Source organism: Clostridium sp. DSM 17811 (genome assembly GCF_018861905.1).
GTDB classification, from domain to species: Bacteria; Bacillota; Clostridia; order Clostridiales; family Clostridiaceae; genus Clostridium_AD; species Clostridium_AD frigoriphilum.
Map to the genome: position 1 here is coordinate 99,761 of NZ_JAHLDU010000003.1, position 14,452 is coordinate 114,212.

Below are 14,452 nucleotides of genomic sequence, written 5' to 3' on the forward strand. Positions count from 1 at the left end.
TTAACAATGCTTGGGGTTTTATCAGATGTTGGGAATGTTAGAAAAATAAATGAAGACTCTGTAGGTTATTTAGAAAGTAGTGATTACGATATTTATATTGTTGCGGATGGCATGGGAGGACACAATGCTGGAGAAGTAGCAAGTGATATAGCTATTAAGGTTATAATGGAATATATAAAGAATAATCACAAAGGGAAAGAACTTAAAAAAGTTCTTTCAGAAGGCATAAAAAGTGCAAATAAGGAAATTTATGATATGGCTAGTCAAAACGATTCTCTTAAAGGGATGGGGACAACTATAACAATTTGTATTAGAAAACAGAATGAAATGGTTGTTGCAAATGTAGGGGACAGTAGTTGTTATATTATAGATAGTAAAAGAAAATTAGTAAAAGTTACAAGAGACCATTCTCTAGTACAACAGCTGTTAGATAATGGAACTATAACTGAAGAAAAGGCAAGAAATCATCCAAATAAAAATATTATTACAAGGGCACTTGGAACAAATGAGTTAGTAGAAGTTGATTTGTTTGACCTTGATTTGACTAATGTAATCAAATGTATTTTATGTACTGATGGTCTTACTAATGATGTGACTTATTCTGAAATGTATGATATTATTGTTGAAAATGATAATGATACAAGTTGCAAAATGTTAGTTGACCTAAGCAAATTTAATGGTGGACGCGATAACATATCTGTTATCGTATTTGAAGGAGAGTGCAGAGATGATAGGAACCATATTAGGGAGTAGATATGAACTCCTTGAAAAAATTGGAGAGGGTGGAATGGCAATAGTTTATAAAGCTAAGTGCCACTTACTCAATCGTTTTGTTGCTGTAAAAATACTAAAAGAAGAGTTCTCAAATAATATAGACTTCATGGAAAAATTTAAAAAAGAGGCGTTGTCTGTAGCTAGCCTTTCATCAAATAATATAGTTAATATTTACGATGTTGGAAGTGAAAGGGATATTAACTATATAGTAATGGAATATATAAAAGGAAAAACTCTGAAAGAAATTATAGTTGAAAATGGTAGCATGAATACTGAGTTAGTATTAGACTATGGTATGCAAATAGCAAAAGCACTTGAGTGCGCTCATAAGAACAACATTATACATAGGGATATAAAACCTCATAATATTCTGGTAACTGAAGATGGAACAGTTAAGGTTACAGATTTCGGTATAGCAAAAGCGGCTAGTTCCGTTACTATAACTAATACTAGCACTGTAATGGGATCAGCACATTATTTTTCGCCAGAACAAGCTAAAGCAAGCTTTGTAGACTGTAGAACAGACATTTATTCCTTTGGAATAGTGCTTTATGAGATGGTTACAGGTAGAGTGCCTTATGATGCGGAAAGTCCAGTATCGGTAGCCTTAAAACATATACGAGAAAAAGTTGTTCCGCCTAAGGAAATAAATAACAAGGTTCCAGAAAATTTGAATAAATTAATATTAAAAGCTATAGAAAAGGAACCTATAAAGAGGTATCAAACTGCTAAAGAAATGTATTTGGATCTTCAGAGAATACAAAATAATAGTGAGTATACTATTGCTAGTAATAGTATGGATAATGAGTACACAAGAGTTATGGCGCCTGTAAATATGGCTGACTATGAAAAAGAAGAGGATGTGGTTGAAAGTCCAGAGCCAATGGCCGAGAATAAAAATGAAAGCAAAAATAAAAATAAAAATAAAAAAAAGACAATAGTTGCTGCTTTAATAATTTTATTGATTGTTATATGTAGTGCTGTAGGGTTCGTATATATAAAATCAATTGCTAACAATAATGCAACAGTTGAAGCTAAGATATTAGTCCCTAAAATAATAGGACTTGATAAGGCGGCTGCAGAAAAATTAGTAATAGCAAAAAAGTTAACTTTTGCAGTTTCTAAAGAGGTAACTAGTGATGAACCAAAAGGTGTTGTTACAGAATGTTTTCCTGATGAGGGAACAGACGTAAAAGAAAATTCAGAAGTAAGAGTTTACGTGAGCAAAGGTCCAGATGGGTTCAAGATGATTTCGGTTATAGGAATGGATAGACCTTCTGCAAAAGTTAGTATAGAAAATAACGGATTGGTACTTAGTAATGTTATAGAGGAGTCCAGTGATACCGTTGCTAGTGGTATTGTAATAAGGCAAGATCCTACTGAAGGTAGCTTAGTTCAAAAGGCTGATAAAGTAGATTTAGTAATAAGCACGGGACCAAAAGTTAAGGTTACACAGGTTCCAAGTTTACTTGGAAAAACGCTAGATCAAGCATCGACATTATTGCAAAATAGTAATTTGACATTAGGCGATAAAAAACAAATACCAACTACTGATAAATCTTTGGATGGCAAAATTTCTAGTCAAAGTATTGATCCGAATACGAGTGTTACGCAGGGGAGTTCTGTATGGGTTGGTATTTATACTTATAAAGCACCTGAAAAACAGCAAGTTGATGTTCCGGAATTTAAGGGAAAAACTGTTAAAGATGCAAGGGATTTAGCTTCTCAAAACAATGTAAACATATCGGTATCGGGTAATGATGAAGATATAATTCAAACGCAAGATAAGGATGCAGGAACTAAGGTAAGTGCTGGAGATACTATAACTTTAACATCTAAGGCAACGACTCAGGACCCAACTAAAACTGATCCAACAACAAATAAAAATCCCAAAAATGGTCAGTAAAAATAAATATTAAATTAAAGGTAAATGGTGGAGGATATATGCAGGGAGTAATCACAAAAGGTATAGGTGGTTTATATTTTGTAAAAGTTAAAGATAGGGTAATAGAATGTAAGGCAAGAGGAAAGTTCAGGTACACTGGACTTTCTCCTGTTATTGGTGATAAAGTAGAAATAATGCTAGAGACAGACGATACAAAGGGTGTAATTGAAAAGATTTTTACAAGAGAAACAGAGATGATACGCCCAGTAGTTGCTAATGTTACTCAAGCATTTGTAGTTTTTGCATTTAAGAAACCTGATTTAAATATGGAACTTCTAAATAAATTTTTAGTGCTTTGCGAGCATTATAGACTAAAAATAGTTCTTTGCTTAAATAAGTTGGATTTAATTGAAAAAGTTGATGAGGACCTTATAAAAGAATTAGAAAGTGTTGGATGTGATATAGTATTTTTAAAAGCAAAAGAGGGAGAGGGCCTTGGCGAGCTAAGGGCGAAGATAAAAAATAATATATCTGTTTTTTGTGGACCGTCTGGAGTCGGAAAGTCAACTATACTTAACAGTATACTTGGAAGAGAAGCCATGAAAACTGGAGACATAAGTAAAAAATCACAAAAAGGTAAGCACACCACACGTCATAGTGAGCTTATTGAGTATGAGGAAGGATTCTTATTAGATACTCCAGGGTTTTCATCATTAAGTTTAGATTTTATAGAGAAAGAACAATTACAGCATTGTTTTCCTGAATTTGAAAAATATAGATATGAATGTAGGTTTTCTAATTGCATGCATTACAAGGAACCTAATTGTGGAGTTAAGGAAGCTGTAGAGGCTAATGAAGTTTACAGAGATAGATATAAATTTTATATAAAAACTTTAGAGGAAATTATTGCTAGGGGGAATAGAAAATGATAAAAATAGCACCATCAATACTGTCAGCAGATTTTTCAAGGCTAGGGGAACATATTAAGCAATTAGATGCATATGGTGCTGATATGATTCATATTGATGTAATGGATGGTATGTTTGTACCTAACATTTCTTTTGGTACTCCAATTATTAAGAGTATTAGAAAACTAACAAGGCTACCATTTGATGTACATCTTATGATAGAAGAACCATCTAGATATGTAGAAGAATTTGTACATGCGGGTGCTGATATCATAACTGTTCATTATGAAACCGATAGGCATATTGATAGAACTATTAACTATATAAAAAGTTTTGGGGTTAAAGTAGGAGTTGCATTAAACCCTGCCACTCCTGTAGCTTTAATAAAGCATTTAATAAGTAATATTGATATGGTGCTTATTATGACAGTAAACCCGGGATTCGGAGGACAGAAATTTATTGAATACTGCTCGGATAAAGTTAAAGAAGTTAGAGAACTTTCAAATATTTATAATAAGGATATTATGATTCAAGTGGATGGTGGAATTGACGAATCTAATATTCATGGTGTTGTGAGTAGTGGTGCTAATGTAATTGTAGCTGGGTCGGCTGTATTTAAAAATGATGATATTGAAAAAAATATAAAAAAATTAAGAGCTGGAATTTAATGATTTTTATATGATTAACAGCTTCGAAGGTGATGATTGACATGAAAGTTATAATAATATCTGGAGGGGCGCCTCCCTCAAAGAAATTACTCACAAATGAAATGACAAAGGACATATTTTTAATTGCAGCTGACAGTGGTGCTAATTGTTTATATCACTATAATATTAAGCCTGATTTACTTGTAGGAGATTTTGATAGCATAGATAAAGAAATATTGGATTATTATAAAAAAAACAAATGTACCATAGATATTTATCCGACAGAAAAAGATTTTACTGATACTGAAATTGCAGTTAGGAAGGCTATAGATATGAAGGCAAGTGAAATAGTGCTTTTAGGATGCACAGGCAGTAGAATTGATCACCTGCTTGGTAATATTGGGATGATTAAGATTTGCTTAGAAAACAATGTTAAAGCAAGCATTAAGGATGATAATAATATTATTACGTTAGTTAATGATTCAACACTATTAAATGGCATCGTAGGTAAGATATTTTCAGTACAATCTTATGGTGATGAAATAATCGGATTAACGATTGAAGGAGCGAAGTATCCTTTATATAATTACAATTTAAAAATTGGGGAAAGTATAAGTATTTCAAATGAGTTTGCATGTCCTCAAGTTAAACTAAAATTTAAAGCTGGAACACTGATGATAATATTATCAAAAGATTAATATTTATATAAAAAACTATTTTTTTATTGATTACTTCAATAAAAAAATAGTTTTTTATTTTGTAAACATTATTAAAAGTAAATCATATAATACTATTGGAATACTTTGAGAGGGGAATAACTTATGAAAAGGTGGTTTAGGTGTTTACAAAGACAACTTGGAGTAATCATAACATGTTTAGGAATAGGAATCATAACAGTAGTAATAGTTCCATTTTGGTGGTGGATAATCGTTGTGGGAGGAGGAATTGTTTATTTTGGTTTTAGTATAATGAATCATAACGATCATTGTTAGGATATGTAGAATATATGGGAAGTATTTCAATAAATTAATAAAGTTTAGTGATTTTTAGTTTTTAAAAGATTATAATTAAATATTTATATATATTATGTTTGGGAGGTAAGGAAATGAGAATTGTGGCTATTAAATTACCGAAATTTATGTCCCGAATAATCAGATTTTTTTTAAAAAAATAACATAGAAGAGTAAAAATGCAAGGTTATAGTTGTATTTAAATAAAAAAATGCAACTTTAAAGTTGCATTGAAATAAAAAATGCAGCTAAAAAGCTGCATTTTCATTTTTAAATTATATAGCACGTTGTACTTTACCTGAACGAAGACATCTAGTACATACATGTATAGACTTAGGCGTTCCGCTAACTATAGCTTTAACTTTTTGAATATTTGGAGCCCATTTTCTTTTTGATTCACGGTGTGAGTGACTATATTGGCTACCTGAAACAACACCTTTATCGCATATTTCGCATTTTCTTGACAATGAAAACACCTCCTTAAGACTATGAAGAAAAAATTCTTCTCAATTGAAACACGCATTATTGTAACATAGATACTACTACTCTTGCAAGTTAAAAATTCTATAATTACTAATGATAATAATTATAGAATTATTTTGTTGAATAAATTAGTGATATAATATAATATAATCTATATAGCTTTATAAGGAGGAATTACAATGATAGGTAACATTACAAACGAGAATGGTATTATATATTATTCAGAGGAAGCGTTAGCTAACATAGTTGGCATTTCTACAACGGAGTGTTATGGAGTTGTGGGCATGGCTCTTAAAAATGCCAAGGATGGATTTTGGCAATTAATTAAAAGTGATGGTTTAAATAAAGGAGTTAAAATTAATTCTAAAGAAAATAAACTATTTATCGAATTATATATAATTGTTGAATATGGAACAAAAATTTCAATAATAGCAAATAATATAATTCAAAAAATAAGATATAACGTTGAAAATTATACAGGACTAAAAGTTGCAGAAATAACTGTAAACGTACAAGGTGTAAGGGTTTAAGGGGGCAAAGAAAGTGGAATACTTAAAGATTAATGGACGGCATTTCCGAAATATGGTAATTAACGCATCAAATAGGTTAGAAGATGAGAAAGAATATGTGAATTCGTTAAATGTATTTCCAGTTCCAGATGGAGATACGGGTACTAATATGTCAATGACATTTAAAGCAGCAGTGCAAGAAATTGAAAGCATACAAACCGAATCTATTGCTGAGATAGCTAAAATACTAGCTAGAGGTGCGCTTATGGGCGCAAGAGGCAATTCGGGAGTAATATTATCGCAAATATTTAGAGGCATTGCAAAGGGCCTAGAAGGCATAACTGAAGCTACATCTGAAGAATTTGCTAAAAGCATTTTGGAAGGATCAAAGTTTGCATATAAAGCTGTTATGAGGCCTACTGAAGGAACTATCTTAACTATTATTAAAACTGCGGGTGAAAGTGCGGTTAATAGTGAGACTTCAGATATTGTAGAACTTATGAATGAGGTTTGCAAGCATAGTGAAATAATGCTAAACAAAACTCCGGATATGCTTTCAGCATTAAAAGAAGCAAAAGTAGTAGATGCAGGTGGTATGGGGCTTCTTATATTGTTTAAAGGGATGAGGGAAGCTATAAGCAATAACATTGAGGCTGTAATTTATAATACAAACAAACAAAGTACTAAAAAAGAAACTATTGTATCTTCGCATGTAGAGGTTCCTATAGAAATAAAGTTTGGATATTGTACTGAATTATTAATTATAGCGAAAGATGTTGATACAAATAAATTAAAAGAGTATTTAGAAAAAATTGGAGACTCAATGGTCGTAGTTTCACAAGATGAGTTTCTTAAAATTCACATACATACAAATGATCCAGGGCTTGTGCTTTCAAAAGCAGTAACGCTAGGGGAACTGTCTAAGGTTAAAATTGAAAATATGAGAGAGCAACATAGAAACTTATTAGGCATAACTGATGAGAAAGCAGAAAAATCATTAGAGAAAGATATAACAAAAGCAAATGTAATAGAAAATAAAAAATATGGATTTATATCTGTTGCGCTTGGAGAAGGAATAAAAAATATTTTTGAGGATTTAGGTGTGGATGTTGTAATAGAAGGCGGACAAACTATGAATCCAAGTATACAGGATATAATAGATAGCATAAATAAAATTAATGCTGAAAATATATTTGTACTACCTAACAATAAGAATATACTTATGGCAGCGCTTCAAGCGGCTGAGCTGTCAGATAAAAATATAGTGGTCATTCCATCTAAAACTATCCCACAGGGAATAACTGCTGTAACAATGTTTAATCCAGATGTTAGTGTAGAGGAAAATGAGGAAAAGTTGAAAGAAGCAATAAGAAATGTTGCGACTGCTTCTGTAACATATGCAGTTAAAGATACTGAATCTGATGGAAAAATAATAAAACAAGGAAATATTTTAGGCTTAGTTGAACAAAAAATTTGTGAGGTTGGAACCGATATGTATAAAGTTTGCGCTAATATTATTGGAAGCATGGTAAATGATAATAGCGAACTTATTACAATTTTTTATGGAGAAGATTGTGTTTTAACCGAAGTAGAAAAGCTTATTTCTAACTTAGAACATAAATACCCAAATTTAGACATTCAACAATATAATGGAAAACAACCATTGTATTATTTTATTGCTTCAGTTGAATAAAAGCCCTCGGGCTTTTTTTCATGTGTCTTAAACAGCAAGAAATGGAAGGAACAGAATTATTAATAAAATATTATTTTTGGGGTGGTATTTATGGATACTTATAGCGATATAAAATATATAAAAGGTGTTGGCCCTAAAATGGCAGAGAGTTTGAATAAATGCGGGATTTTTAATGTGTTAGATTTGCTATTATATTTTCCGCGAGATTATGAGAATGTATCAGTACATAAAAGCATCTTAGAATGTGAAAAAACTGAGAAAGTAATTATTGAGTGCACCGTTTTAAGTATATTAAAAGACATTAGGTTGAAAAATAACAAAACTCTTTCTACCATAATTTTCTGTCAAGGAGATAATGAATTTAAAGGTAAGTGGTTTAATCAAACTTATGCAAAAAATAGTTTTAAAATCTCTAGCAAGTATCTTATCACAGGTAAAGTGGATAAATTTAAGGAAGAAATCACAATTATGAATCCTAAAATAGTAAAAAATACATCAATGGATGAAAATGAAATTATTGCTACGTATCCTCTTAAAAATAATATTACAAATAATTTTTTTAATAAGATTATTTCTGATGTACTCTGTAATATTATAATAACAGAGAATTTGCCGAAAGGTATAATAGAAAAATATTCTTTTTGCTCTTTAAATGATGCAATTCGGAGTATTCATAGTCCTAAAAGCTTAGAATTCCTTAATGAAGCCAAAAGAAGACTTAAATTTCAGGAGCTTTTTACATATTCGTTAAAAATATTAATGTTAAAAGAGTTTATAAAATCTCATAATAATGGTATTCAATTTAAAATGGCAAAGGAACTTACAACTTTAAAGGCGATGCTTCCTTATAATCTTACAAAGGCACAAAGCAAAGTTGTAAGAGAAATTCTAATAGATCAAAAGAAGGATATTGCTATGAATCGCTTGTTACAGGGGGATGTTGGAAGTGGCAAAACTATAGTTGCTATTATTACTATGTTTAATGTTGTAAAAAATGGTTATCAAACAGCCATGATGGCACCAACTGAGATTTTAGCAAAGCAACATTATGAAGAAATTAAAAATATACTAAAGCATTTTTCATTAAATATACAAATATTAAGTGGAAGTACAACTGCTAAAAACAAACAATTAATTAAACAAGATTTAAAGGATGGAACTATTGATATTATAGTTGGGACTCATGCACTTATTGAGGATAATGTGGAATTTGAAAATTTAGGTATGATTGTTACTGATGAGCAACATCGTTTTGGAGTTTCGCAAAGAAATAGATTTTCTAATAAGGAAAAAAACATAGACATTCTTGTAATGACAGCTACTCCTATTCCAAGAACGCTATCTTTATATTTATATGGTGATTTAGATGTATCTATTATCGATGAATTACCACCAGGTAGGCAGAAAATTGATACATCTTATGAGAGTATTGAGAATAGTTCCAAAGTGTATGAATTTGCTTTAGAACAGATTAATGAGGGAAGGCAAGTCTATATAGTTTGTCCACTTGTTGAGGAAAATGAAGAAATGAAATTAAGCTCTGTTGAGATGCTTTATGAAAAATTAAAAAGAGAACAATTTAAATATATAGAAGTAGGAATGGTATATGGAAAAATGCCTAGCAAACTTAAAAATGAAATTATGGATAAATTTAAAGCAGGGGAAATTAAGGCTTTGGTTTCAACTACAGTAATTGAAGTTGGTGTAAATGTACCAAACGCTACAGTTATGATAATTGAAAATGCAGAAAGATTTGGACTTGCACAGCTTCATCAACTTAGAGGAAGAGTAGGGAGAGGTGAATATAAATCCTATTGCATACTACTTGCAAATATCAAAAACAATATAGTAAGAAGAAGACTAGGAATACTTATAAAAAGTAATGATGGCTTTTTTATTGCAGAAGAAGATTTGAAAATTAGGGGTGCAGGAGAATTATTTGGTATAAGACAGCATGGAGAATCGGGTTTAATTTTATCGGACGTAATTGAAGATATCAGTATTTTAAAACTCGCAAATAGTGAAGCAAAGAGGTTGATACAAAGTGATAATGCATACGATACTAAGATAAAAAATGAGATATTACAAAAAATCGAGTTGACTTCTAGCTATATTTGCTTTAATTAGGTAAAAATATCTTTGTATAAAATACATATTTATGTTAAAATATTATCGAAACTTGCTTAGATGGAGGAATAAACATATGAGAATTATATCGGGAAGTGCAAGAGGAAGAAAGTTATTGTCACCTGTTGGGATGGGAACGAGGCCAACGTTAGATAGAATAAAAGAAGCTATATTTAATATAATTCAAAATAGAGTACGTGATGCTGTAGTTGTGGATATGTTCTCAGGTACAGGTAGCTTAGGACTCGAGGCAGCAAGTAGGGGAGCAGCTAAATGCTACCTTATTGATATGGGTGATACTACCTTTGAAATGTTACAAAGTAATGTAGATAATTTAAAGTTTAATGATATATGTAAATGCTTAAAAGGTGATACGTATAAATACATGGAGCAGTTTGCAAATGAAGGGATTGTGTTTGATTTAATTTTTATAGATCCACCATATGCAAAAGATATGATCCCACCTGCTATTGAAATAATTTCTAGCAATAGTCTTTTAAGTAAAGAGGGGATTATAGTCTGTAAAATAGATTCATCTGAAGAGATATATGAAGGCAATGGTATTATTCATTTGTCTGATTCAAGAAAATATGGAAACACTACTGTATTGTTTTATAAATATAAGGAAACTAATAATTAAAATTATTAGTTTCTTTTAGAAAATACAGGGGGGATAATTAATAATTGTTATCTAACCTAGAGGAAAACATGGAGGCATAACATGAAAAAAGCAATTTGCCCTGGAAGTTTTGACCCAATAACAAATGGACATTTAGACATTATTGAGAGGGCGTCAAAAGTATTTAATGAATTGATTGTAGGAGTAGTAGTTAATCCTGCAAAAAAATGTCTATTTTCAGTAGATGAGAGAGTAGCACAAATAAAAGACGTAGTGAAAAATTTGCCCAATGTACGTGTGGAGAAGTTTAGTGGTTTACTTGTTAACCTTATGAATAAAGAGGACGCTAGGGTTATTGTTAAAGGTCTTAGAAGTGTTGCTGATTTCGAATATGAGTTTCAGATGGCAGCAATGAATAACAAGCTTGATCCAAGTAAGGAGACGGTGTTTATGATGACAAAAACGGAGTACTGTTATATAAGTTCTACGTCAGTTAAACAGGTTGTAATGCTTGGAGGATCTATTAAAGGGTTAGTACCTGAGGAAATCATTCCAGAGATCATTAGAAAAATCAATTCTAAATAGGGGGGGAAATATGGATGTTATAAAGCTTTTAGAATATCTTCAAGGAATTATTGAGAGTTCGTCTAAAATACCTGTTACAGGTAAGGCAGTTATAAATAAGAGAGAAATATTAGATATAGTTGATCAAATTATAAATCATTTGCCAGATGAATTTAAGAAGGCACAGTGGGTTTGTGATGAAAAAGAACGAATCTTAGTTGATGCAAGAAAACAAGCTAAGATTTTTGAGGAAGAGACAGTTGACAAAATAAGAAGAAGAGTTGAAAAACAAGACCTAGTTAAAGAGGCATTAAATAGATCTGAGGAAATTATAGCCTCAGCCCAGAGAGATGCTAAAATTATGAGACTCGGAGCTAAGGATTATGCGGATGAAATATTATCCCAATTGGATAAAGAAATTGAATTAAAAGGACAGAAAATGCTTCATGAAATTAAAGGTGATGTTCAAGACTTTTTAATACTTATGCAGGGAGAAGTTACAAATACTACAACATCAATAAGGGAAAATGTAAAAGAATTAAGAGGTATGAAATAATTTAATTATAGCTATAAGTAATGATGGTATAATTAAAATTATTAATATTAACAAGTATAAATTATAATTTTTATATAGACTCATATTATTAAAAGTAAGAATAGATGAAACATTTAAAAAAATATAATATAATATTATTGTTAAAATCGCAGAGATTATACCTTGGAAAAATTTTCTTATAATATATTTTTTTATTGATACAGTATATTTATATGTATAGCTATACACTTGAGAAATAATAGATAGACCACTAAAAGCAATTAAAAAACTCAAAACTGGAAGTTTTACATAAAGATTTGAATGGCTAGAGGATATTAAATAACAGCCATTGGTCATCTCAAGCATTCCGAGTAAGATACCTTCTATAAAATTACTTGAAGCGCCAATAATTAAAGACAACTTACTTATGACAATGTTAAATATGACATTGTCTTTAATTATGCCTGTTATTACTGAGAATATCACAATAAAACCACCTATACTTAGCGTGTTTTTAATGGCATCTTCAATACTGTTTTTAAATATGATACCAATATTTAGGCTGCTTGACTCAGCTTTAGAAAAATTACTACTTCTATACTTAACTCTAAAAGCATAATTTTTAGAGGGAATAATTAATCCCATAAAAATACATGACAGAATATTAGATGACAATAGTATATAACCAATTTTAGGACTAGACATCATAGATGTGCCTACTGATCCTAAAATGAAAAGTGGGCTTGCATTAGAAGCAATATTTAACAATCTTTCACAGGAATTTAAATCAATTATGTTTTTTTCATATAAATTACAAGTATACCGTGCACCTAGTGGATATCCACATAGTACACTAACTAAAAGTGCAAAGTTACATTCTTTTGGCAATTTTAATGGTCTACATATTAAATTCCCTAGTAATTTAGAATAAATGTGAATACCGTCGTAACCTATTATGATATTTATTACAACTAAAAATGGGAAAAGAGATGGAAAAATTGCATTGAAAAATAATTTTGCGCCAGAAATAGTGTACTTAATACAAATATTCGGAGCTAATATTATTTGAAAAATAATAAGGGAACAAATCAATGTCACAGATAAATTTGTTTTAAAAGTTTTAAATAACTTAAATAGCAAAAACAATATAGAGAATAATAATATAACTAATAATAATTTCAATTTTAAGCCCCTCCTTAAAGTACTACTATACTAAATATATTTGAATTTAATAAACTTATGTATTAGAAATACTAATTTTAAATATAATAAATGCGACTATCGAATTACGATAGTCGCATTTATTATATTTGTTTTATTATTTTATTATAATGGGGGATATTAAATAGTCGCTACTGGGATCTATACTTTTATTTAATATGCTATAAGCTCTTGTAGATTGAATGTCAAGCCTTAATGTTTCATTTGATTTTTTAGAAATCTTGGTATAAAGTGGAATGCTACTGTTTGATTTTATAGAGCTTAGAATTGACTTTCCTTTTGAATTAAAGCCTAAAACTCGAGCATAGGGGCAAGGCTCTGATCTTAATCTCGTAGTATCAAAATCATCAAAGCCTATAAAGTATTGGCATAATATTCTGCTGATTCGGCTATAGGTGTAACGTTTGCTTTTTATATCTTCAAGTGCACTTGCGTAGGTCGAATTATTTTGTAATGATTTAACAATTTTATTATCAAGTCCCTCTGACACATCTGGCAAATTTACTAAGGAATTTTTTGATGTAGTCGATTTATATTTAATGTACGGGAACATAGAATCTTCAAATACAAACTTGTTATTTTTTGAATATAGATCTTTAATTTCAGTTAATACCGATGGTGGTACATAATCTTTTAAATTTGTTAAAATGCCATTTTCTTTTACAAATTTTCTTATAGCAGTGGCACTTGAAAACTCACTATTTATAGAATTACTGTTGTAAGATGCACCTTTTCTTTTTAAGGTATAAGGTGTGATTGAACTATTGAGTTTTATTAAGCTTTTACAATACTCGATACCTAGTATATTATTAGAAGAATTTAAGAAATTACCTAATAATAAGTTCGATATAATCATGTTTGAATTTTTTAAATACTCATAAAGTGCCTTAGCTCTTGCTAAAGGGTATGTAATACCTTTGGATAGATATATTTTTAACATTAATTTGAATTCAATAGGTTCTTTAAGTAGTATATTTGAAATATTATATATATCATTAATATCACCATGTTCACTACCAAAACAAATGTTATTTACTATTCCTAAGCTGTTTAAAAGACTGACAGCTCCCTCTGCAAAAAATTCTGCTGAAGACACACTGTAGATAGTTGGTAATTCTATTACTAAATCTATTCCGTTGTTTAAAGCCATTCTAGTTTTTGTCCATTTGTCAATACTCGATGGAATTCCACGTTGAGTAAAATTACCACTCATAACACCAATTAAAACATCGCAATTTGTAAGTTCCTTGGTTTTATTAATATGATATACATGGCCATTATGCAGTGGATTATATTCAACGATTATACCTGAAACATTCATTAAGTCACCTCTTGGAAGCTCATATAAATTATAAGCTAATAATTTAAGTATAATAAAAGTGTAAGAATCTAATATCTCTTTGAAATATATATTAATCTAAAATTGAAGAATTCTTAACATGTCTTATATATTATATAATATATAATGAATTATTAA

Annotated in this window: 15 protein-coding genes; 12 read left to right on the forward strand and 3 right to left on the reverse strand. The window is 30.2% G+C overall.

Going from position 1 to position 14,452, the window contains the following annotated elements; genetic code table 11:
* The first annotated feature begins 6 nt into the window (after positions 1-6).
* From KPL44_RS05835 to KPL44_RS05860, 6 genes are all read left to right on the forward strand, one after another.
* On the forward strand, positions 7-753 hold the full coding sequence (locus KPL44_RS05835) for a Stp1/IreP family PP2C-type Ser/Thr phosphatase (protein ID WP_216247969.1): 747 nt from the start codon (positions 7-9) through the stop codon (positions 751-753).
* The gene (pknB, locus tag KPL44_RS05840) at positions 728-2,680 is read left to right on the forward strand and encodes a Stk1 family PASTA domain-containing Ser/Thr kinase (protein WP_216247970.1); all 1,953 of its coding nucleotides are present in this window, start codon (positions 728-730) and stop codon (positions 2,678-2,680) included. Before KPL44_RS05835 ends, pknB begins: the two co-directional genes overlap by 26 nt.
* Positions 2,681-2,718: 38 nt before the next feature.
* Entirely contained in the window at positions 2,719-3,588 is an 870-nt protein-coding gene (gene rsgA, locus KPL44_RS05845; RefSeq protein WP_216247971.1) for a ribosome small subunit-dependent GTPase A, read from the forward strand.
* Entirely contained in the window at positions 3,585-4,235 is a 651-nt protein-coding gene (gene rpe, locus KPL44_RS05850; protein ID WP_216247972.1) for a ribulose-phosphate 3-epimerase, read from the forward strand. The genes rsgA and rpe overlap by 4 nt, the downstream gene beginning before the upstream one ends.
* Before the next feature lie 41 nt (positions 4,236-4,276).
* A complete protein-coding gene (locus tag KPL44_RS05855; protein WP_216247973.1) occupies positions 4,277-4,912 on the forward strand; it encodes a thiamine diphosphokinase in 636 nt (211 codons plus the stop codon).
* 123 nt (positions 4,913-5,035) lie between these two features.
* A complete protein-coding gene (locus tag KPL44_RS05860) occupies positions 5,036-5,206 on the forward strand; it encodes a hypothetical protein (protein WP_216104672.1) in 171 nt (56 codons plus the stop codon).
* 293 nt (positions 5,207-5,499) lie between these two features.
* Here the strand turns inward: KPL44_RS05860 and rpmB are convergent, their stop codons facing one another.
* Positions 5,500-5,691, reverse strand: a complete 192-nt coding sequence (gene rpmB, locus KPL44_RS05865) for a 50S ribosomal protein L28 (protein WP_071613258.1) — start codon at positions 5,689-5,691, stop codon at positions 5,500-5,502.
* Positions 5,692-5,886: 195 nt separating this feature from the next.
* Between rpmB and KPL44_RS05870 the strand changes: the two genes are divergently transcribed.
* From KPL44_RS05870 to KPL44_RS05895, 6 genes are all read left to right on the forward strand, one after another.
* Positions 5,887-6,237: an Asp23/Gls24 family envelope stress response protein gene (locus tag KPL44_RS05870; protein WP_216104670.1), complete on the forward strand. Its 351-nt coding sequence runs from the start codon at positions 5,887-5,889 to the stop codon at positions 6,235-6,237.
* 13 nt (positions 6,238-6,250) lie between these two features.
* Positions 6,251-7,909, forward strand: coding sequence for a DAK2 domain-containing protein (locus KPL44_RS05875; protein ID WP_216247974.1), 1,659 nt, complete (start codon positions 6,251-6,253; stop codon positions 7,907-7,909).
* Positions 7,910-7,999: 90 nt separating this feature from the next.
* Positions 8,000-10,036, forward strand: a complete 2,037-nt coding sequence (recG, locus tag KPL44_RS05880) for an ATP-dependent DNA helicase RecG (protein WP_216247975.1) — start codon at positions 8,000-8,002, stop codon at positions 10,034-10,036.
* Between the two features lie 76 nt (positions 10,037-10,112).
* Positions 10,113-10,676 carry a 16S rRNA (guanine(966)-N(2))-methyltransferase RsmD gene (gene rsmD / locus KPL44_RS05885; RefSeq protein WP_216247976.1) on the forward strand — a complete coding sequence of 188 codons (564 nt, stop codon included), beginning with the start codon at positions 10,113-10,115 and terminating at the stop codon, positions 10,674-10,676.
* An 81-nt stretch (positions 10,677-10,757) separates the two neighbouring features.
* The gene (gene coaD / locus KPL44_RS05890) at positions 10,758-11,240 is read left to right on the forward strand and encodes a pantetheine-phosphate adenylyltransferase (protein WP_216247977.1); all 483 of its coding nucleotides are present in this window, start codon (positions 10,758-10,760) and stop codon (positions 11,238-11,240) included.
* 10 nt (positions 11,241-11,250) lie between these two features.
* Positions 11,251-11,775 carry an ATPase gene (locus KPL44_RS05895; RefSeq protein ID WP_216247978.1) on the forward strand — a complete coding sequence of 175 codons (525 nt, stop codon included), beginning with the start codon at positions 11,251-11,253 and terminating at the stop codon, positions 11,773-11,775.
* Here KPL44_RS05895 and ylbJ read toward each other — a convergent pair.
* Both ylbJ and KPL44_RS05905 read right to left on the reverse strand, forming a co-directional pair.
* Complete coding sequence (ylbJ, locus tag KPL44_RS05900; protein ID WP_216247979.1) at positions 11,758-12,936, reverse strand: sporulation integral membrane protein YlbJ; 1,179 nt, start codon at positions 12,934-12,936, stop codon at positions 11,758-11,760. The two genes, KPL44_RS05895 and ylbJ, sit on opposite strands and share 18 nt — an antisense overlap.
* A 136-nt stretch (positions 12,937-13,072) precedes the next feature.
* Entirely contained in the window at positions 13,073-14,296 is a 1,224-nt protein-coding gene (locus tag KPL44_RS05905) for a nucleotidyltransferase (RefSeq protein WP_216247980.1), read from the reverse strand.
* Between the last annotated feature and the right edge of the window lie 156 nt (positions 14,297-14,452).

Excerpts from the sequence above, each read along its gene's own strand:
- KPL44_RS05870 (WP_216104670.1), top strand. The coding sequence starts at position 5,887 with ATGATAGGTAACATTACAAACGAGAATGGTATTATATATTATTCAGAG.
- recG (WP_216247975.1), top strand. The coding sequence starts at position 8,000 with ATGGATACTTATAGCGATATAAAATATATAAAAGGTGTTGGCCCTAAA.
- KPL44_RS05835 (WP_216247969.1), top strand. The coding sequence starts at position 7 with ATGCTTGGGGTTTTATCAGATGTTGGGAATGTTAGAAAAATAAATGAA.
- rsgA (WP_216247971.1), top strand. The coding sequence starts at position 2,719 with ATGCAGGGAGTAATCACAAAAGGTATAGGTGGTTTATATTTTGTAAAA.
- KPL44_RS05905 (WP_216247980.1), bottom strand. The coding sequence starts at position 14,296 with ATGAATGTTTCAGGTATAATCGTTGAATATAATCCACTGCATAATGGC.
- rsmD (WP_216247976.1), top strand. The coding sequence starts at position 10,113 with ATGAGAATTATATCGGGAAGTGCAAGAGGAAGAAAGTTATTGTCACCT.
- pknB (WP_216247970.1), top strand. The coding sequence starts at position 728 with ATGATAGGAACCATATTAGGGAGTAGATATGAACTCCTTGAAAAAATT.
- KPL44_RS05895 (WP_216247978.1), top strand. The coding sequence starts at position 11,251 with ATGGATGTTATAAAGCTTTTAGAATATCTTCAAGGAATTATTGAGAGT.
- KPL44_RS05855 (WP_216247973.1), top strand. The coding sequence starts at position 4,277 with ATGAAAGTTATAATAATATCTGGAGGGGCGCCTCCCTCAAAGAAATTA.
- rpe (WP_216247972.1), top strand. The coding sequence starts at position 3,585 with ATGATAAAAATAGCACCATCAATACTGTCAGCAGATTTTTCAAGGCTA.
- KPL44_RS05860 (WP_216104672.1), top strand. The coding sequence starts at position 5,036 with ATGAAAAGGTGGTTTAGGTGTTTACAAAGACAACTTGGAGTAATCATA.
- coaD (WP_216247977.1), top strand. The coding sequence starts at position 10,758 with ATGAAAAAAGCAATTTGCCCTGGAAGTTTTGACCCAATAACAAATGGA.